The organism is Flavobacterium sp. GCM10023249, assembly GCF_042653365.1.
Classification (GTDB): Bacteria; Bacteroidota; Bacteroidia; order Flavobacteriales; family Flavobacteriaceae; genus Flavobacterium.
In genome coordinates this window covers 821,156-842,341 of the sequence record NZ_JBHSHZ010000006.1, presented here as the reverse complement: position 1 = coordinate 842,341, position 21,186 = coordinate 821,156, and the positions used below count along the sequence as shown (strand labels likewise).

Annotated in this window: 16 protein-coding genes; 7 read left to right on the top strand and 9 right to left on the bottom strand. The window is 35.7% G+C overall.

The window, feature by feature from the left end:
• Window positions 1-40: 40 nt before the first annotated feature.
• The 7 genes from ACFO7M_RS05255 to ACFO7M_RS05225 all read right to left on the bottom strand — a co-directional run bounded on the left by ACFO7M_RS05255 (window position 41) and on the right by ACFO7M_RS05225 (window position 10,993).
• Window positions 41-322, bottom strand: coding sequence for a F0F1 ATP synthase subunit epsilon (locus tag ACFO7M_RS05255; RefSeq protein WP_379717368.1), 282 nt, complete (start codon window positions 320-322; stop codon window positions 41-43).
• A gap of 85 nt (window positions 323-407) precedes the next feature.
• The gene (atpD, locus tag ACFO7M_RS05250) at window positions 408-1,919 is read right to left on the bottom strand and encodes a F0F1 ATP synthase subunit beta (protein WP_379717370.1); all 1,512 of its coding nucleotides are present in this window, start codon (window positions 1,917-1,919) and stop codon (window positions 408-410) included.
• 192 nt (window positions 1,920-2,111) lie between these two features.
• Entirely contained in the window at window positions 2,112-3,539 is a 1,428-nt protein-coding gene (locus tag ACFO7M_RS05245) for an SGNH/GDSL hydrolase family protein (protein ID WP_379734417.1), read from the bottom strand.
• 30 nt (window positions 3,540-3,569) lie between these two features.
• Window positions 3,570-6,365 carry a TonB-dependent receptor domain-containing protein gene (locus ACFO7M_RS05240; RefSeq protein WP_379734415.1) on the bottom strand — a complete coding sequence of 932 codons (2,796 nt, stop codon included), beginning with the start codon at window positions 6,363-6,365 and terminating at the stop codon, window positions 3,570-3,572.
• A gap of 285 nt (window positions 6,366-6,650) precedes the next feature.
• A complete protein-coding gene (glmS, locus tag ACFO7M_RS05235) occupies window positions 6,651-8,498 on the bottom strand; it encodes a glutamine--fructose-6-phosphate transaminase (isomerizing) (RefSeq protein WP_379717376.1) in 1,848 nt (615 codons plus the stop codon).
• 10 nt (window positions 8,499-8,508) lie between these two features.
• The gene (locus ACFO7M_RS05230) at window positions 8,509-10,179 is read right to left on the bottom strand and encodes a DUF4270 domain-containing protein (RefSeq protein ID WP_379717378.1); all 1,671 of its coding nucleotides are present in this window, start codon (window positions 10,177-10,179) and stop codon (window positions 8,509-8,511) included.
• Between the two features lie 4 nt (window positions 10,180-10,183).
• On the bottom strand, window positions 10,184-10,993 hold the full coding sequence (locus tag ACFO7M_RS05225) for a glycogen/starch synthase (RefSeq protein ID WP_379717380.1): 810 nt from the start codon (window positions 10,991-10,993) through the stop codon (window positions 10,184-10,186).
• Between the two features lie 108 nt (window positions 10,994-11,101).
• Between ACFO7M_RS05225 and panC the strand changes: the two genes are divergently transcribed.
• Genes panC through ACFO7M_RS05190 form a run of 7 tightly spaced genes read left to right on the top strand, consistent with a single transcriptional unit; the run spans window position 11,102 to window position 18,493 of the window.
• The gene (gene panC / locus ACFO7M_RS05220; RefSeq protein ID WP_379734413.1) at window positions 11,102-11,950 is read left to right on the top strand and encodes a pantoate--beta-alanine ligase; all 849 of its coding nucleotides are present in this window, start codon (window positions 11,102-11,104) and stop codon (window positions 11,948-11,950) included.
• A 14-nt stretch (window positions 11,951-11,964) separates the two neighbouring features.
• Complete coding sequence (panD, locus tag ACFO7M_RS05215; RefSeq protein ID WP_379717384.1) at window positions 11,965-12,315, top strand: aspartate 1-decarboxylase; 351 nt, start codon at window positions 11,965-11,967, stop codon at window positions 12,313-12,315.
• A 2-nt stretch (window positions 12,316-12,317) separates the two neighbouring features.
• Complete coding sequence (locus ACFO7M_RS05210; RefSeq protein WP_379734411.1) at window positions 12,318-13,280, top strand: lysylphosphatidylglycerol synthase transmembrane domain-containing protein; 963 nt, start codon at window positions 12,318-12,320, stop codon at window positions 13,278-13,280.
• Window positions 13,281-13,323: 43 nt separating this feature from the next.
• On the top strand, window positions 13,324-14,607 hold the full coding sequence (locus ACFO7M_RS05205; RefSeq protein WP_379734409.1) for an alpha/beta hydrolase: 1,284 nt from the start codon (window positions 13,324-13,326) through the stop codon (window positions 14,605-14,607).
• 20 nt (window positions 14,608-14,627) lie between these two features.
• The gene (radA, locus tag ACFO7M_RS05200; protein ID WP_379734407.1) at window positions 14,628-15,989 is read left to right on the top strand and encodes a DNA repair protein RadA; all 1,362 of its coding nucleotides are present in this window, start codon (window positions 14,628-14,630) and stop codon (window positions 15,987-15,989) included.
• A 2-nt stretch (window positions 15,990-15,991) separates the two neighbouring features.
• Entirely contained in the window at window positions 15,992-16,504 is a 513-nt protein-coding gene (locus ACFO7M_RS05195; RefSeq protein WP_379734405.1) for a hypothetical protein, read from the top strand.
• Window positions 16,505-16,525: 21 nt separating this feature from the next.
• Window positions 16,526-18,493 (top strand): transglycosylase domain-containing protein, encoded by a 1,968-nt coding sequence (locus ACFO7M_RS05190; RefSeq protein WP_379734403.1) that lies wholly within the window; start codon window positions 16,526-16,528, stop codon window positions 18,491-18,493.
• Here the strand turns inward: ACFO7M_RS05190 and ACFO7M_RS05185 are convergent, their stop codons facing one another.
• Window positions 18,494-19,243 carry a LytR/AlgR family response regulator transcription factor gene (locus tag ACFO7M_RS05185; RefSeq protein WP_379717396.1) on the bottom strand — a complete coding sequence of 250 codons (750 nt, stop codon included), beginning with the start codon at window positions 19,241-19,243 and terminating at the stop codon, window positions 18,494-18,496.
• Entirely contained in the window at window positions 19,240-21,072 is a 1,833-nt protein-coding gene (locus ACFO7M_RS05180; RefSeq protein WP_379734401.1) for a tetratricopeptide repeat-containing sensor histidine kinase, read from the bottom strand. Before ACFO7M_RS05180 ends, ACFO7M_RS05185 begins: the two co-directional genes overlap by 4 nt.
• Window positions 21,073-21,186 lie beyond the last annotated feature (114 nt).

Here is a 21,186-nt window from a genome sequence, read left to right as displayed (position 1 = left end):
TTTTACTGCGTACAGTTTATTACGCTCGTATCCAATTGTATTAGTCGGCTAATACAATTATTTTATTATCGTTCATTTCGATAGTTCCAGAATTGATAGGCAACCAAAATGTTTGCTCGTTTACTTTATTAAACTTTGCAGCAAATTCTTTTGCAATTTTAATATTAGAACCAACAATTTTTACATTTCCTTTACCTAATAACGACACGATTGGCGCGTGGTTATTTAACATTTGGAACTCACCATTTATTCCTGGAACCGCAACCGAAGTTACTTCTCCTGTAAATAAAGTGGCTTCTGGTGATACAATTTCTACAATCATCTTTTTAAGTTATGAGTTATGAGTTATGAGTTATAATTCGATGAGATGAAACTCATAATTTATAATTCATAATTCATAATTAAAATTATGCTTCAGCTAACATTTTCTGACCAGCTTCGATAACATCCTCGATGGTACCTTTCAAGTTGAAAGCTGCTTCAGGTAAGTGGTCTAACTCACCATCAATGATCATGTTAAATCCTTTGATCGTATCTTTGATATCAACTAATACACCTGGGATACCTGTAAATTGTTCCGCCACGTGGAAAGGTTGAGACAAGAAACGTTGAACACGACGCGCTCTTGATACAGCCAATTTATCATCTTCTGATAATTCTTCCATACCTAAGATAGCGATGATATCTTGTAATTGCTTGTATTTTTGTAAGATCTCTTTAACTCTTTGAGCACAGTCATAATGCTCGCTACCTAAAATTTCTGGAGTCAAGATACGAGAAGTAGAATCCAATGGATCTACCGCTGGGTAAATACCTAACTCAGCAATTTTACGAGACAATACTGTTGTAGCATCTAAGTGCGCGAAAGTTGTAGCCGGCGCCGGGTCAGTTAAGTCATCCGCAGGTACATATACTGCCTGTACTGAAGTAATTGATCCTTTTTTAGTTGATGTAATACGCTCTTGCATTGCACCCATCTCAGTTGCCAATGTTGGTTGGTAACCTACCGCAGATGGCATACGACCTAATAACGCAGATACTTCAGAACCCGCTTGTGTAAAACGGAAGATATTATCTACGAAGAAAAGTACGTCTTTCCCTTGGTCTGTTCCAGCACCATCACGGAAATATTCTGCAATTGACAAACCAGACAAAGCTACACGAGCACGTGCTCCAGGTGGCTCATTCATCTGACCGAAAACGAAAGTTGCTTTAGAATCTCTCATTCCCACTTTATCAACTTTAGTTAAATCCCATCCTCCATTTTCCATAGAGTGCATGAAATCGTCACCATATTTAATAATTCCTGACTCTAACATCTCACGAAGTAAGTCATTTCCTTCACGCGTTCTTTCCCCTACTCCTGCGAATACAGAAAGACCACCGTGACCTTTTGCAATATTGTTAATCAACTCTTGAATCAATACTGTTTTACCTACACCAGCACCACCGAACAATCCAATTTTCCCTCCTTTTGCATAAGGTTCGATCAAATCGATTACTTTAATACCTGTAAATAAAACTTCTGATGAAGTTGATAAATCTTCGAATTTAGGAGCTTGTCTGTGGATTGGTAATCCATTTGCACCTTCTTTTGGTAAATCACCTAAACCATCGATAGCATCACCAACAACGTTAAATAAACGCCCGTAGATATCTCCACCGATTGGCATTTGGATTGGAGCTCCTGTAGCTGTAACATCAGCTCCTCTGCTCAAACCATCTGTTGAGTCCATAGAGATTGTACGTACCGTATTTTCTCCAATATGAGATTGAACCTCCAATACTAATTTAGTACCGTCTTTTTTAGTGATTTCTAATGAATCGTAAATTTTTGGCAATTCAGCATCCGCCGTGTTAAACACAACATCTACCACTGGACCAATAATTTGAGCAACTTTTCCTATTACTTTAGACATGCTGTATGTATTTATTAAATAGCTATTTAGTTATCAAAAACAAAGTGTTTTTTCAGAGTGCAAAGATAATTTTATAATTGTGATTTACAATACAAAATTTTGGTTTTTTTAGCTCCATGAAAATTGAGTAGCATAAAAAGCAAAAACCATCGGAAATTCCGATGGTTTTTATTTCATTATCTATTATTACTATTATAATACTGAAGGGAATAAGACTCTGTAGGTTCCAACATTAACTGTTTTAACCGTAGAGCCATATTTGGCATTAATTGCTTCAATAAATTTATTAGCAATTAATGCGTATCCTCTTGGTGAAGGATGAACTCCATCCAAAGAGAAAGCACCACCAGTTACAAAATCTTCTTTTAAAGTATATCCATTAGCAACTACACCGCTTGCACTTGTTAACTGGCTCATAATCGATTTTGCATCAACAAAAGCCAAACCATTTGCATTTGCAGCAGCCTCAATTGTAACATTATAAGCATCTGTAGCAGCAATAATTTCATCTACTTCATTTTTACTTACAATCCATTTATCAGCCAAAGGAACAGATACTCCATTAATAGCTGCAGGATTACCACCTACCAAAGTACCAATAAATGTTCTTGAAGGCAATACCGGGTAATCTTGTGCAGTCGCCGGTCTATATGAAGGAATACCATAAGCAGAAAGATCTGTCAAGTAACTATCCACAATAACAACTGGATTTGCACCTACCTGAAAAACTACTCTTCTTCTATCCGCTTCAGCTTGAGTAATCCAGTTATTAGCTACAGCAACAGCTAAACCTCCATTATAAGTAGCATAACCACTATTCAATTGTGTAACTTGAGTAGAGTTAAGAACCACTGGATTATAAGGCACCGTTGTAAAATGAGGCAAACTAGTTACGTAAGGTAAATTCGCTACAATTCCTTTTCTGCCACCATTTGCCAACTGAGAAGTCAAAGCACCATAAGCCGCATCAAAAGTAGCAGTTGGAGTAATTGGATTTGTCCCATCACCTCCAGACAATGCATACCCTAAAACATCATTACCACCAATCCATAACGAGAAGAAAGTAGGCTGTTGTGTCAAAGCATCCGCTAAAACTGTAGTACTAGGAGACGAAGCAAATCGTACAAAATATGGGTTTGCTGTTGGAGGAACCGCACCTAAACCAGACACATTTCCATACCCCGCAGCTACTAAATGAAAACTTTTCGCTCCAGGCACACCAAGATTAGTAAAAGAACCCGACAAGTGAGCTGTAACTTCAGTAGTAGGTGTTCCGGCAACATTAACAGGAGCCGTTCCATTGAAATAAAGACGCGTTCCTTGAATTGGATTACCTCCCAACAAAAGTCCACCTAAATTATCATTCATATAAGGAATTGTCATCTCACCACCTCCAGCTGCAGACAATTGTCCTGCTAAAATAGACGGATACGATGTTTCTTGTCCTAATTTAAATAATGCATTATCACTAAAACCAGCAGCAAAAGAATCACCTAATGCTACATATTTTGAAAAATCCGCTGTTCCTGGTGATACAGGCTCTTCAACCGCTGTATCATCATCACTACATGCCATAAAGGTTAATGAAACCAAAAATAGCCATTTGAAATTTTTAATCATATACTTTTACTTTTAATAAGTTTAACTTGATTACGGATTAATAGTCCAAGAAGCATAGTACTGTTGACCAATATTACCAGCACCAGGAACTTGAATATAATCTTTACCTCCGATGTTTGCCCCACCCACTTTAATTACTGATTTCAAAAATGGAATCGTGTAATTAATTTGCGCATCAAATACCACATTTTCAGGAACCATCGCATCAACAAAAGAAGACTGCCATAAATATTCTGAATTCCATCTTACGTTTGTATTAAAACCAAAGTTTTTAAACAACTTCTCACTACCAAAAGTACCTTTTACTCTATGTTTCGGCGTATTAAATCCTGCTTCAAAACTAGGATCCGATGCTTGATCAAATTTGAAATCTGTAAAGTTATAACTTGCTCCCAAATCAAATACACCAATTTTTCTGTTTACACCAACACCAAACCCTAATGATGTAATATCCGCTTTAGAGTTGGTATATACTTGATACACCCTTCTATCGCCATTTGCCAAAGCAGCTACCGCCTGAGGAGAACCTACCGTTCCATAATATGGCGCTATAACATTCGCAGTATTGATAAAATCATTATACATATTATAGTATCCATTAATATCAACCCCTGTCTTTTGAACATTCGTTCTATACCCTAATTCAAAAGCTTGAACTTTTTCAGGCTTCACTAATCCATAAGTAGATTTTTCTAACACCGCAGGATTTCCTGTTGCTGAGAACGCCTGAACAGATGCTACTGTAAATGAATTATAATACGCATTTTCTCCATTCAAATCTACAGTTGCTGGATTACCTAATGCTTGTCCATTAGGACTCACATTCACAGTTTCTTGAAAACGCACTAAGTTTTCTGGTGCTGAACCAATCAACGCGAAAGGACCTAAATCTAAACCAATATATTGATCTTGTGTAGTAGGGTTACGGAAACCTGTTTGGTAAGAAGCACGGAAGTTATGTTGTTTATCAGCTCCAGCTGCATAAGTCATAGAGATTCTAGGAGAAATATTTCCATCGAAGTTTTGAGATTTATCATAACGAAGAGACCCAGTAAATTTTGCTCTTTCATCCATAAATTTCTTTTGCACCTGAGTATACATTCCATACTCACTATATTTCAAAGGACCATCAAAATCTGTAAAGATTGTACCGTCAGAATTCATCACATACTCTCTTGCAGAACCTCCAATTTGAATTTCAGCAAATTTGATTAAATCTCTAAAGTTATAATTCAAATCCGTATGATACAATTTCGATTGGTCTTTGAATTTAGCACCAGTTGTTAAATTCGGATCTTTAGTTACAGATGCTAAAGCAGCATTGTATTGAGGAGATCCTGGCTCAAATCTACCTGTATCAGCAGTTTGTCTTGCAATAATATGAGCATTTTCTGGTGTTTGACCCGCCAAAGTAGCTTGAATATAAGCACCCGCATATTGCCCAAACCACGTAGAATCAGATTTCCAAGCGCGGTTCACATTCCAAGCAGCAAAACGCATATCGTATGAGTTACCCGCATCTTCAGTTGTCATATATCCTCTTGCAAAGAAATTTCTACCTTTAATTTCTAACTTGGTTTGATCCATGTAGAAATCTTTTAACGAATATCTGTTCGCACCTTGATAGATTGTATTACCAAAACCTAATTTATGTTGTGCGATAATTTCAATATCTTTTGCAAAAGTACTTGACGAAGTTGCCCAAGGACGGAAATGCAATGAAGCATCAAACTTAATACTTGTTACATTATTGTTATTTAAATCTTTTTCAGCATAACCTGTTCTTGCCACATTGTAGTTTGGAAGTAAGTTTACCGCTGCAGCAGGAATAAGCCCTAAACCTGCCAAAGTCTGACCAACACCTTTGATATTAGTAGAAACTTCGTCTCCATAAGTATTCAAACCATCATAATTTGGATTAAAATCTAATCCTGTGAAATTTTGAGCTAGATCTCTTCTGTCATTCGCAATCCATTCGGTGGCAGATAAAACAGAGAAATTTGCTTTTGCAGCAAAATGATCGCTGAATTTTTTAGCAGCTCTAATACCGAAATCATATACTGGATTATCCCCAGCTGTTTCTTGTACAGTTCTTCCATATTTAAAATAAGTAGAAATTCCTTCTTTCGTAAATGGACTTCTACTATTCATAAAGATAATTCCATTGAACGCATTTGCACCATATAAAGCAGAAGAAGCTCCTGGCAAAATCTCAACGCTACCTGCATCGACATCATTCAAACCTAACAAGTTTCCTAAGATAAAGTTCAAGGCTGGCGAAGAGTTATCCATACCGTCAACTAACTGCATAAAACGAGTATTAGCTACCGTAGCAAAACCTCTCGCATTAACCGACTTAAATCCGAAACTACTCGTATTGAAATGGATATCTTTCATATTCTCCAAACCGTCGTAAAAAGTAGCGGCTGTAGTATTCTTGATATCTTTAATTCCCATTCTTTCGATTGTTACCGGAGACTCTAAAACTCTTTCCGGAGCTCTTGAAGCGGAAATTACGATTTCATTTAATTTTGTAGATTCTTCAGACAATACCACAACAATTTCTTGTTCTTTGGAGTTAACCTGAATTGTCTGTGTGCTAAATCCCATCATACTTACCTCGATAGTCAGCGGAAAAGCATTTTGGGTTTTTAGAGTAAATTTTCCGTCAAATCCAGCCGAGGTTCCCGAATTGGCCCCTGCTACTTTAACGTTTGCCCCAGGTACAGGATAATTTTTATCATCTGTAACTGTTCCTGAAATTGTTGTTTGCGCAAAAGTTAACACGCTAAAAAACAATGACAAAATAGTAAAATAGATTCTCATTCTTCTTTGAATTTTGTTGGTTTATGAAGCCAAATTACAACAATAATTGTAAAATATAAAAAAGTACGATAAAACTTTCCAACTTTTTAAGCATTTTAACAGAGTCCATAATCGTAAAAACAACTCTTTTTTTATGTATTTAATAAAAAATTAACACTAAATCATAAAAATAAATATTATGCGTACATAGTAAATAAAAAAAAGAAAGAAAAATAAAAATATTGTTTTAACAAAAAAAGCGTGGAAAAACCACGCTTTTTACAATTATTTTACTAAAATTTTACATTATTCTACAGTAACGGACTTCGCAAGATTTCTTGGCTGGTCTACATTACAACCTCTCATTACAGCAATATGATAAGAAAGTAATTGCAACGGAATTGTGGTCAACAATGGCGATAATGCATCCGATGTCTCAGGTATTTCAATTACATGATCAGCTAAAGCTCTCACCTGTTCATCTCCTTTAGTCACCACTGCGATAATTTTTCCGCTACGTGATTTAATTTCCTGAATATTACTCACTACCTTATCATAATGTCCTTGTTTAGGTGCGATAACAACAACCGGCATCTGTTCATCAATCAAAGCAATTGGCCCATGCTTCATTTCCGCAGCCGGATATCCTTCAGCATGGATATAGGATATTTCTTTTAATTTCAAAGCTCCTTCAAGCGCAACTGGGAAATTATAACCTCTTCCTAAATACAAACAATTGGTTGCATCTTTGTACACAGCGGCTATTTGTTTTGAAACTTCATTGGTTTGTAAGGCCTCTTCTACTTTTTCAGGAATTGTTTCCAATTCCAATAAGTATCTATGGTATTCTGAATGCGATAAAGTCCCTTTTATTTTAGCCAAACGCAAAGCAATCATGGTTAAAACCGTTATTTGAGTTGTAAAAGCTTTAGTAGAAGCTACTCCAATTTCAGGTCCAGCATGTGTGTAAGCACCTGCATGCGATTCTCTTGAGATAGACGAACCTACCACATTACAAACCCCAAAAACAAAAGCACCTTTCTCTTTCGCCAACTTAATAGCTGCCAAAGTATCTGCAGTTTCACCAGACTGTGAAATAGCAATCACCACATCTTTGTCATTAATAATTGGATTTCTATATCGGAATTCAGAAGCATACTCTACTTCAACAGGAATTCTTGCAAACTCTTCGAAAATATATTCTGCTACCAAACCAGCATGCCATGATGTTCCACAAGCAATGATTAGGATTCTTTGCGCATTGTTGAATTTCTCTAAATTATCTTCAACACCTGCCATTTTAATAATTCCTTCATTGGCATGCAAACGTCCACGATAGGTATCCTTAATCACATTAGGTTGCTCATAAATTTCCTTCAACATAAAATGATCATAGCCCCCTTTTTCAATTTGTTCCAAGTTCATTTGAAGCTCTTGAATATAAGGATCAACCAATGAGTCATCTTTAATTTTACGGATTTTCAAAGGCTTGTATTGACGTACTATTGCCATTTCTTCGTCTTCTAAATAAATTGCATTAGAAGTATATTCGATAAACGGCGATGCATCAGAAGCAATAAAAAACTCATTTTCTCCAACACCAATTGCCAATGGACTACCCAAACGCGCCACAACAATTTCATCTGGCTTTTGCTTATCGAAAACACAAATCGCATAAGCTCCAACCACTTGGTTTAGCGCAACTTGTACCGCTTTACCTAATTTCAGATTATCTTTCTTTTGCACATCTTCTATCAGATTAACCAAAACTTCGGTATCTGTATCTGAGGCAAAAACATAACCTCTTTTAATCAATTCTTTTTTTAACGGCTCATAATTTTCAATAATTCCATTATGAACTATAACCAAATTACCCGAATTGGATACATGCGGATGAGAATTTACATCATTGGGTACTCCATGCGTTGCCCAACGTGTATGGCCAATCCCAATTGATCCATTCAATGTGATTTCTTTTTCAGCTTTAGCCTCTAAATCTGAAACTTTTCCTTTGGTTTTAGACAATTTCATGTTTTCTCCATCGTAGAGAACCAAACCGGCACTGTCGTAACCTCTATATTCTAATCGCTTTAATCCTTTTATTACTATCGGATAAGCTTCTCTATTTCCGATATATCCTACAATTCCACACATACTTTTCTAGTTATTTTGGTTCTGTATAAGTGATTTTAAACCTAACTCTGTTAACGCCTGCATTACTTCCGTAAAGAACGGTCCCTAATGGACTACTAATAGATCCCAAAGGCAAGGTTTTTAAGAATTTTGAATTGTCATCTGTACTGGAGATAGGTGTTCTCAAAAAACCATACGATGGGTTATTAATGTTTTCTGTAACAACAAGCCCCAGTCGAACATTCTCCTGGTCGTCATTAAGAATTCTATTTACATGTTCAGTAATTCGAACTCTATACACCTTAACATCATCTCCATTTTCATTTTTTGCATCCATCAACATTCCACCAAAGACAAACTTATTGCGTTTTGGATTAGACCCATTTACTGAATTATCAAAATTATAATCATAAAGCACTTTGTTGTTATCAATATCGAAAAGGTAAACACGCAAAGGCTCATACTTTTGATTCATCAAACTTTGATTTACTGTAAAGTAAAGACTAGCATCATTAATTAGAACTTTCTTCGCTTTTAATGCATTTAACTCTGCTGTATCTGTAAAAATATCTAAAATTGCCGTAGATCCCTCACCTCCTTTTAAGTATAAATTAGGATGAGCTTCAGTTTTAGGTAAATTTATCGCAGTAGTATACCCTGTTGCATCTGTTTTGTTTAATAAATTAACCGAAGTGCCAGACATTGCCAATGTAAATTCTTTTAAAGGTCGGTCATTTCCAACATTTGTCGTAACCCCATCAGTCGTTTTAGTTACAATTAAATCTTCTTTATAATAAATCGTAATACTACCTTTAGTAAAATCAAGACTCATCATCGATCCAACATTTGCATCTTCAATTTGAAAATACAAGCCTCTGAAATACGATTTAAAAATATTGTTGTTTTTTAAATTACTCTTAGCGGCATTTATAATATGTGTTCTGAAATAAGTAGTATCCAAATGAATACGCATTGACGGAGCTCTTCTTGCCTCAACATCAGTTGTTCTCGTATGCTTCATGATATAAAAATTCGGATTGGTAGTGTTTTTTTCACTCTTCACTTTATATCGAACATTCTCACGCGGATTAGGCTTAAATGCAGAATTCTCCTTAACATTTAGACTGTTATTCAACTGCATGCTTGCAATATTATTTCTAAAAAGTGCGTCTTGATCTGAATAATACTTTTGAGCAACTTCAATATTGTCTGGATCGAAATCATTCAATTGGTATCCATTTCTAAAAATCTTGAGATTCATTGGTTTATAAACTGTATCCAAACTACTTGTGGGATCTGTAGTATAAATTGAATCCAATTTGTATTTTACAATACCTGAAGTTTCAGTTTTTACAACCTTACTAAAATAGGGTACATTCAAAACAACACTATCTATTTCAATATTGTTTCCAAAGGTTGGATCAGGTGTTACCATAATCAACTGTGTAGCAAAATTAGCTACAGTTTTACCAAAAAGATCATTATTGGTAATTCCCAGCTGATTGATTGGCAAATTATTAGTTTGCAGCGCTGTTACTTTTTGATTATAAGCTTTCACTCCATAATCTTGTCCAGAAAAAAAATCATAGTTTTCTCCCTCAATTATATCACTACCGATGGTATTAAAATCTTTATCACATGACAGTAAAAAAAGAGAAAAAAAAGCGACTACAAAGTATTTTGTAAAAATGGAATTCTTCATTCTGTTAACCTAAAATTTGATTTTTGTAAAAATTAGTATAAGCATCCGCAAATGCTTCTTTCGGGGTGAAAGGTAATAAAGGTTTTTTGGAAGCTTCTATAAATTTTGTTAAAGTTGCTGAAACCTCTTCTGAAGCAATTACCACACCATCAGAATGATTAATTGACGCCATCATGATATTTTCAAAAGTGGGATTATCCAACTCTTTGATTGCTTCATGTGGAATACCATCAAACTGTACTTTTTTACTCATATCGACATCAAGAGTACCATCGAATGCGTGATTGAAAACAGAAGTTACTATTTTAGTATCCGCAAATAAAGCGTCATTCTTGTAATAGTGCTTCATATAAATAGGCAACATTGCCGCCATCCATCCTTGTACATGGATGATATCAGGAACCCAATTCAATTTTTTAACCGTTTCCACTACCCCTTTCGCAAAGAAAATAGCTCTCTCGTCATTATCTGGAAACAACACACCCTCTTCATCTGTAAATGTTGCTTTGCGCTTGAAATACTCATCGTTATCTATAAAATAAACCTGAATCCTCTCTTTTGGAATAGACGCAACTTTAATAATCAACGGCATATCCACATCATTAACCACCAAGTTCATCCCCGACAAACGAATTACTTCGTGTAACTGGTGTCTTCTTTCATTCACATTGCCGTATCGAGGCATAAAAATACGTATTTGACCACCTTGATCATTAATCATTTTGGGCACATCATACGACATTAAAGAAACCTCATTTTCAGGCAGATAGGGCACTACTTCGGATGATACATATAAAATCCTTTTATCCTCCATGTTATTATATTAGTTTTGTTTATTGGACAGAAATCCATGCAAAATTACAAAATTTTACCGAGATATTGACTAAAATAGTAAGTTTGCATAGAATTTAAACCAACACTCATGCCTGTTTTTGTCCAACAAAACGATTTAAAACGCTATTTAAAGCAGTACATTTCCAACAAAAACACTGTAGGATTCGTACCTACGATGGGCGCCCTTCATGAAGGACACTTATCCTTAATGTCTGAATCGCTAAAAAACAATGCAGTTACCGTGGTCAGCATTTTTGTCAACCCAACACAGTTCAATAATGCAGACGACTTAAAAAAATACCCTAGAACACTAGAAAGTGATGTTCAAAAAATAGAATCCTTAAATCCTAATATCATTGTTTACGCTCCAAGTGTCGACGATATTTATGAAGGAAAAACAGAATCGCAGCATTTTCAATATGACGGACTGGAATTTCAAATGGAAGGCAAACACCGCCCTGGACATTTTGATGGCGTAGGAACAATAGTTAAAAAATTATTCGAAATAATTCAGCCAACTAATGCCTATTTTGGTGAAAAGGATTTTCAGCAGTTACAGATTGTAAAAAAGTTGACAACTAAATACAAAATCCCTGTAAACATTATTGGATGCGCAATTCACCGGGAAAGCAACGGCTTAGCAATGAGCTCTCGTAACGAAAGACTTGCCAAGGAAGAACGCGAAAAAGCATCTTTCATCTACAAAATATTAAAGGAAGCCAAAAAATTATTCGGCACAAAAAGCGCTAAAGAAGTCACTAATTGGGTAACCAACCAATTTAAAAAACAGGATTTATTTCAATTGGAATACTTTGAAATTGCCGACGAAAAAACCCTTTTGGAATGCAAACGCAAAAGTAAAACCAAAAAATACCGAGGTTTTATCGCTGTTTTTGTAAACAATATTCGTCTCATTGATAACATTTCACTAAAATAATTTAACTTTGCATCATGCGTATTCAAGTAGTAAAATCTAAGATCCACAGAGTTAGAGTAACCGGTGCCGATTTAAATTACATCGGCAGTATTACCATTGACGAAGCTTTAATGGAAGCTTCCAATATTTTTGAAGGTGAAAAAGTTTCAATTGTTAACATCAACAATGGTGAACGACTAGAAACTTATGCCATTACCGGACCAAGAAACAGCGGTGAAATCACCCTAAACGGCCCGGCAGCCCGTAAAGTACATAAAGATGATATTATCATCATTATTGCGTATGGAAGCATCGATATGGAAGAAGCAAAAAACTTCAAACCAGCCATCGTTTTCCCTAACGAAGAAACCAATTCGTTACAATAATCGTGAAACCTAAATTAAGCTCCTATTTAGGCGTAATTATTCCACTTGTGCTTGGAGCACTACTTACGGTATACATCTATTTTTCGTTCACACCGGAAGAGATTGAAATAGTGAGATCACACTTTGTAACGGCTAATTACAACTATGTATCCATAGCACTTTTTATAGCATTTCTGGGTTATGTATTCAGAGCTTATCGCTGGAAATACACACTTGCCGAAATAGGGAGTCATCCAGGCTTTATCATTAATTTTCTAGCTGTAAGCATTGGCTATTTCGTTAATTTAGGAATTCCGCGCTCAGGTGAAGTTTCCCGGGCATTAATTTTAAAAAAATACAGAGAAGTTCCTTTCGACAAGGCTTTCGGCACCATAATCGCAGAACGTATTGTAGATTTTATCATACTTTTAATTCTGATTATTACTTCGGTAGTTCTTGAATTTTCCACATTAAAAACTTTCTTATTAAACAATATTCCGGTTAAGCTACTAATAGTTTTAGTCGGCACGGGAATAATAGGCATGCTATGCTTTCTTTATCTGTATAAATATTCCCAATGGAAATACACTCTTTTATTAAAATCGAAAATTAACGGTTTGAAAGAAGGAATATTCAGCGTGTGGCATATGCCAAATAAATGGCCTTTTCTAATATACACCATTCTTATTTGGGCCTCATACATTGCCATGTTCTATCTTACGGTATATTCCTTAGACGCAACTAAAAACATCACATTAGGAACTACCATTGTTGCTTTTGTTATAGGTGGATTGGTAATGACTTTTACCAATGGTGGCTTTGGATTTTTTCCTCCGCTTATCTCCAAAATACTTGTACTATACCACGTCCCGGATGAAGCCGGAACTGCATTAGGTTGGATCATTTGGACTTCACAGCTTATCATTACCGTTTTTTTAGGACTTTTCTCTTTTTTAGTTCTGGCAATCATAAGCCGAAAGAAATAAATTATTATCTTGTCCGTTAATTAATCATAATACTATATTAGTTATGAAAAATATTATCCGTATAGCAATACTATTGTTTTCATTTTCAGCATTTTCCCAATCTTTTGTTGAACAGATCAAATCGGTTAAATTAAACGAAACCCGCGATATCAGAATAAAACTACCCGCTTCCTTCAAATCGAATCCCGAAAAAAAGTACCCTTTAATTTTGGTATTAGACAGCGAATTTTTATTCCCTGTATTTGAGGGCAACTTGCAGTTTGGAAATTATTGGGATGATATTCCGGAAGCCATATTAGTAGGTATCAATCAAAACAAAAACAACCAAAGAGAGGCAGATTGCGAGTTTGACCCAAGAACAGGACTTCCTGCCGGAAAAGGCGGTGCTTTTTTTGAATTCATAGGAACTGAACTTATTCCTCATCTTGAAAAGAAATACCAAGTTGGTCCTTTTAAAGCCATAGCCGGTATCGATTCTTCTGCAGGACTTTTAAATGCATTTTTATACAAAGAAATCCCATTATTCACGGCGTACATTTCATTAAGTCCTGATTTGCAATTAGGAATGGAAGAAAGAGTACCTAATCGCTTGAGTCAAATTCAGCAACCAATATACTACTATTCTGCAACCAGTGACGGTGATTTGAAAAAATTCCAAAAACAGATCAAAACACTAAATCAAAATATGCAGGCTGTAAAAAATGATTTAGTGAATTACAAATTCGATGACTTTAAAAATTCGAATCATTACACAATTGCTATGTTGGGAATTCCGCAGGCTTTGAATCAAATTTTTCAAATTTACCAACCTATTTCTCCTAAGGAATATCAGGAAAAAATCGTGGTGTTAGAGCAGGATTATGTCAAATATCTTACCGACAAATACGACGCCATTGAAAAAAATCTTGGAATTAAAATGACAGTTCGTTACCGCGACATGAAAGCCATCGAAACGGCCATCAATAAGAAAGAACGATTCGAAGAATATGAGCAACTTGCACAAATATCAGGTCAGCAATACGAAAAAACGTTACTATATGATTACCATATGGGTAATTATTGGGAAAAAAGAAGCGAATTCAAAAAAGCCATCAAATTCTATCAGGATGCATTTGCCAAAGAACCAATTGGTGATTTGACTAAAGAAATGATGATGATAAAGGCAGAAGATTTAAAAAGCAAACTTCCTAAAAAAGACAAACTTAAAGGTGGAAAAGCCAAAGACGGAACGGAGCAGGTAATTGAAGAAGTACCAGCTGAAACACCTTCTGAAACCCCAGCTGATGCACCAACAGAAACCCCAACAGAAGAGAAAAAAAGCGAATAACACCGAATAAAGTCTGCTAAATGGCTAAAATAAAAACGTCCTTTTTTTGCCAAAGCTGTGGCACTCAATTTGCCAAATGGCAAGGACAATGCAATGCCTGCAAAGAATGGAACACCATTGTAGAAGAAATCATCCAGAAAGAGGAAAAAGTAGTCTGGAAAACAGAAACTTCTGCAGTAAAAAAAGCAGCGAAACCTTTACGCATTCACGAAATTGATTCGGCTGAAGAAATTCGCATGGACACAACCGATGGCGAATTAAATCGTGTTTTGGGTGGCGGACTAGTACCAGGATCATTGACACTCCTAGGTGGCGAACCCGGTATAGGTAAAAGCACGTTATTATTACAAATTTCATTAAAATTACCGTATAAAACATTATACGTTTCTGGTGAAGAAAGTCAGAAGCAAATAAAAATGCGTGCAGAACGTATTACACCAAACGGCGACAACTGTTATATCCTAACAGAAACCAAAACACAAAATATCTTTCGTCAAATCGAAGAAATCGAACCAGAAATTGTAATTATTGACTCAATTCAAACCTTACATACGGATTATATTGAATCATCCGCAGGAAGCATTTCACAAATCAGGGAATGCACCGCCGAATTGATCAAATTTGCGAAAGAAACCAATGTACCCGTTATTTTAATTGGTCACATTACAAAAGACGGAAATATTGCCGGTCCTAAAATTTTGGAGCATATGGTTGATACCGTTCTTCAGTTTGAAGGAGACAGAAATCATATCTATAGAATTTTACGCTCACTCAAAAACCGATTTGGTTCTACTGCCGAATTAGGGATTTACGAAATGCAAGGATCGGGTTTACGAGAAGTAGCCAATCCGTCTGAAATCTTAATTTCACATAAAGAGGAAGAATTATCAGGAACTGCCATTGCAACCACATTAGAAGGAATGCGACCACTAATGATTGAGATTCAAGCCTTGGTATCAACAGCAGTATATGGCACACCGCAAAGAAGTACGACGGGATACAATGCCAAACGTTTGAATATGATTTTGGCGGTTTTGGAAAAACGTGCCGGTTTTCATTTGGGCGCCAAAGACGTGTTTCTCAACGTTACCGGTGGAATTTCTGTAGACGATCCAGCTATTGACTTAGCCGTTGTGGCGGCCATTCTGTCTTCCAATGAAGACATCGCTGTAGGTAAAGATTTTTGCTTCGCAGGTGAAGTTGGACTTTCCGGCGAGATTCGACCAGTAAACAGAGTGGAACAACGCATTCAGGAAGCCGAAAAATTGGGATTTGGAACAATTTATATTTCGAAATACAACAAAATTACTACCCAATTTCCAGGAATAAGAGTTGTACTAGTAAGTAAAATTGAAGAAATTGTAAGTGAATTATTCGGATAACCATGAAACCGTATGCTGAAATAGTCCAATTGATTCAAACCTATCACGAATTAGGTGAAACAATTGCTGCAGCTAACTTTGTTATTGAAGAATACGGAATCAAACATTCCAATTTTAAAGGATTTGAACTTCGCGAAAAAGCAAAAGCCGATTATATTTTAATGACAACCGAAGGCGTTTTCGGAGAAAAACAAATCATCCGAATTCCGGAAAATACTTTCGAATTCGAATTTGTCCTAATGCTAAATTTAATAGCCCATGAAATGATTCATGTCGGACAAAAAGTTCCGGGACAGTTTGTAGAAGATCGCAACGAAAGAGAATGGCAGGCTTATTATGAAATGCTTTTTCATAAAGTGTATCCACAAATTCCTAATGTAGCGAAACACCAACAATTGTTTTTTGCCAACAAAGCACTAGATTACTATCGGAAAATGGGAGAAAATTCGCCATTACAAGAAAAATACGCCGAACAAAAAAAAGAAGTTGAAGATTTTGTAGCTTCGCTTTCCTAAAAACTCCAAATCTAATATACAATGAGAACCAAAAAGCAATGGTTTTTTCTGATTCTTAAAATAATACTAGTACTTTTCGTACTGGCCGTAGCTGCTATTTATTTTTTCAGAGATACCATTCTACAACAAGCATTGGAGAAAGCTAAAACTAAATTCAACACCGAATATAATGCTGATTTTTCGGTTGGAAAAGCTGCTTTTGTAGGAACTACAAGTGTAGAATTAGACAACATACATTTGGTACCGCATAACGCAGACACACTGTTGTCTGTTCATAAAATTAAAACTAAAGTCAGTTTAATGCAATTACTAACCGGAGAAATTCAACTGCAACATCTAGAAATGCAAAATGGCTTTATCCAATTGGTAAAAACGAAAAACGGACGTAATTTTGATGCTTTTCTAAAAAAAGATGCTACCGAAAAATCGACGGATGAAAAACGCAATTATGCCAAATTAGCCAATCGTATTTTGACCAAAGTATTGAATTTAGTACCCTCGGAAATGAATTTGGAAAATTTATCCTTACGTATTGACGATATGGGTAAAAAGGTAAGTTTCCACATGAACGATTTACAGTTGGTCAATCATCAACTGAACACAAAAATAAAAGTAACAACCAATACCTTTGCACAAAACTGGACCATTAATGGTTATGCTAATCCGAGGGATAAAAAAGCGGATTTGATTTTTGCTTCTGCAGACACCTCCAAAATTCAAGTGCCTTACATTGATGAAAAATTTGGTTTGAAATCAAGCTTTGACAAAATCAGACTGAAATTGGATAATCTTGATATGAGCTTTGGCAATTTACATATAGATGGTGTCGCATCGATTGAAAATTTCACCATCAATCACCCAAAAATTGCTAAAAAAGATGTGGTGATTCAAAATGCACAATTCGATTATCGTTTTTTATTGGGAAGTGATTTTATTGCAGTCGACAGTACATCTACAGCACAATTGAACAAAATTAAAGTGAAGCCATTTTTGGAATACAATACCGAAGAAGATACCATTTATAAGCTGAAGATCAATATCGAAAAAATGAAAGCGCAAGATTTCATTACTTCATTACCCAATGGTTTATTTTCACATTTTGTGGGTATGGAAGCCGAAGGAGAATTCGATTACAACCTTAATTTTGAATTCAACAAAAACAAACCGCACAAATTGGTCTTCGATAGTAAATTCAATAAAAATAATCTCCGCATCAAAAAATACGGAGAAGCCAATCTGGAAAAACTCAACACCGATTTTACCTATCGCGCAATGGAAAACGGCGTACCACAAAGACCCGTTTTTGTAGGCGCTTCCAATCCTTACTTTACCCCATTGGAATTAATTTCACCTTATTTAACACATGCGGTATTAACGAATGAGGATCCTTCGTTCATGCGTCATCGCGGTTTTATTTCCGAGGCATTCAAACAGTCTATTGCAAAAAACATTCGAACTAAGAAATTCTCAAGAGGCGCGAGTACGATTAGTATGCAATTGGTTAAAAATGTATTCTTAACACGTGAAAAAACGCTATCTAGAAAGCTCGAAGAAATACTTTTAGTGTATATATTGGAAAACAATCGTATTTCTTCCAAAGAACGCATGCTGGAAGTCTATTTCAATGTTATTGAGTGGGGACCAAACGTATATGGTATTGGTGAAGCTGCAGAATTTTACTTCCAGAAAAAACCAATTGATTTGACGCTTAACGAATGTTTGTTCCTTGCATCCATTGTTCCAAAACCTAAAAAATTCATGTATCAATTTAACGATGAAGGTTATCAGAAATCATACGCGGAAAAGAATCAAAAATTCATCAAAAATCTAATGCTACGCCGTGCTTTGATCACTGGTGATGATACAATTGGACAATCAATACCCATTTATGTTTCGGGAAGAGCACGTTCGTTTTTGAAAATCAAGAAAGTTCAAGATACAATCACCATTGATTCATCAGCAACTTCGATAAACGAATTTGACTTTTAACTATTTGAAATTTTTAAGAAACTGTTCTTTATACGTTGGAGAAACTTCAATTTCAGCAGCATCATTGAGTACCACATAGCCACCTTTATTATACGATTTCACGTAATTGATGTTGATAATATGTGACTTGTGAACACGTAAAAAAGGAAACGGCAAAATTTCGGTAAAATGTTTCAGAAAGCGGCATACCATTTTTTTACTACCGTCAGCCAAATGCAAATCGGTAAAGTTTCCATTTCCACGAAGTCGAACAATGTCTTCCATTTTTACCACTTCAAAACCTTCCAAAGTAGGCAAAATCACTTGCTTTTTCTCGGGTTGAGTTTCTCGGAAATTTTCTACTATAATTTTATTACGATTGAATAATTCGTGATTCAGAATGTGTTGTTGTACTTTATTCACGGCAACTATCAATTCCTCGATACTGATCGGTTTAAGCAGATAATATGCAGCACTTTGATTCAGTGCTTTCAATGAATATTCTGAAAAGGCGGTTACAAAAATGGTTTCAAAATGCAAATCTTTACAGGCTTCCAACACATCAAAAGCATTTCCGAAAGGCATCTCAACATCCAAAAAAACCAATTGTGGTTTCACTTCATGCAACAATGGAACCGCTTCTTTGATATTTTGCGCTTCGCCAATTACATCTACTTGCGGACAATATTTACTCAAATAATTCTTGAGCACTTCCCTAGCCGCCAATTCATCTTCAACAATAACCGCTTGTATTTTTTGGAATGTCATCATATTTTTTCAATCTTTGGAAAGGTAATTTCTACAACAGTTCCTGTGTTTCCGTTATTTTTTTCGGACATCGAAAACGAAATGTTCGATTTGTACAACTCGTTCAATAAATTGATTCTTTCTTTGGTATTGGTCACACCTCTTGATTGATGTACTTTTTGATTGCGCGTTTTAAGTGCGGCACTTTGCGTTAATCCAATTCCGTTATCATCAATAATAACATTTACTTTCCCTCTATTCAACTCAAATTGCAATAGTAACAAGCCTTTGGTTTCACGATAACGTAAACCATGCCAAATGGCATTCTCCAGATGTGGCTGAATCAACATATTCGGCACTAAAACCGTTTCGGCATCCAACGCATCATCGATGATAATCTGATATTCAAACTTGTCCTGAAATCGTAAATGTTCTAAATCCAAGTACTTTTTCAACTGTTCGATTTCATTACCTAAACTTATAAAATCCTTGTTGGAATTCTCCATCATATTCCGCATGAGATGAGAATACGACGATAGATATTTATTGGCTTCAAGTTCTTTGTTTTGAGAAATAAACTGATTTACACTGTTCAAACTATTGAAAATAAAGTGCGGATTCATTTCTCTTCGCAACGACTGCAAGGCAATCTCCTTATTTTTAGTTTTAATCGAATATAACGCTTTCACAATAAATCCGAAAAACAATAAAAGCAATGCAATCGATCCCAACAACACATAGTTGAACGTATTTTTCTTCGAAATCAGTTCGTCTTTCAATGCTTTTTCTTTTTCCAACTGACGGATTTTTTCTTCGGTAACCTGAAATGTTTTCTCGTCGATAAGCGTACTGTCCTTTTGAATTAACTGGTCGAAATTCTTGAAAAAATCTTCATACAAAGCCATGCTTTCTTTGTCTTTTCCATTCGATTTATAGTATTGAAGTAATTGATTCAAACTCCTTTTTACCTCGTCGGTTTTCCCGTATTGTGAAGCCAAACCATACGCCTTTTTTAATGAAGTTACCGCTTTTTCCGGTTCTTCGTTTTTGAAATAAATCGCACTTAAGGATTGTAACTGTTTAATCTGTGTTTCTAAATCGTTTTGTTTTACAGCATCGTCGAATAACTTCTGGTTGATTGCGATGGCTTTATCGAACTGATTATCGGCAGCATAAACCTTGGCAATTTCATTCCGCAGTTTCACAACTTCTTCTGGTTTCTCTTTCGAATACGAAATCGCTTTTTCAAGGTTTTCAATAGCCGATTCTTTATCCATCAGTTTCAAATCTACTGTAGCTTGCTGTTTATAAGCATCAGCTACTTCTTCTTTTTTATCGCTTTCTTTTTCAAGAATTGCAATATTTTTCTTGGCATAAGTAGCCTGAACTGCCGGACTATAACTGTTCCTTAAACGTTCCGCATCGTTTGAATTGAGTTGCATGTCTTTTTTTTGCTCGGCAGCAGAACCCGCCATTTCGTAACTTTGAATCGCGGCATTTAACTTGTTTTGTGACTCCTGTACTTTAGCGAGATTTCTTGCAACTCTAGTTTTGTCAGTACTTCTATTGAGTTTAGTATAACTTGTCAAAGCTTTTTTTAAGTATTCTTCGGCACGTACAAAATCTTCTTTTTCAGTAAAACCTTTCGCTAAAACTTCATAATTCTTGGCAATCTTCAATTCATCGTTAGAATCCAAAGATTCTTTCAAATCAGCTGCTGCTTTACTAATTTTTGCAGAAGATGCTTTCTTACTCCTGGGCTGAGGGACAATACTATCTTGTTGAGCTAGCATTTCAGATTGAAATCCCAACACAAAAACAACAGCCCAAAATATCCAAATTACCGGTTTCATCTTTGTAAATATTTGACAATGTAAAGAAACTATTTTAAAAAATGACATCAAAACGATTTCACCAAGTCAACTCCCGCTTTCACCCATTCTGCAAAAAACGTGCAATTTCTTCAA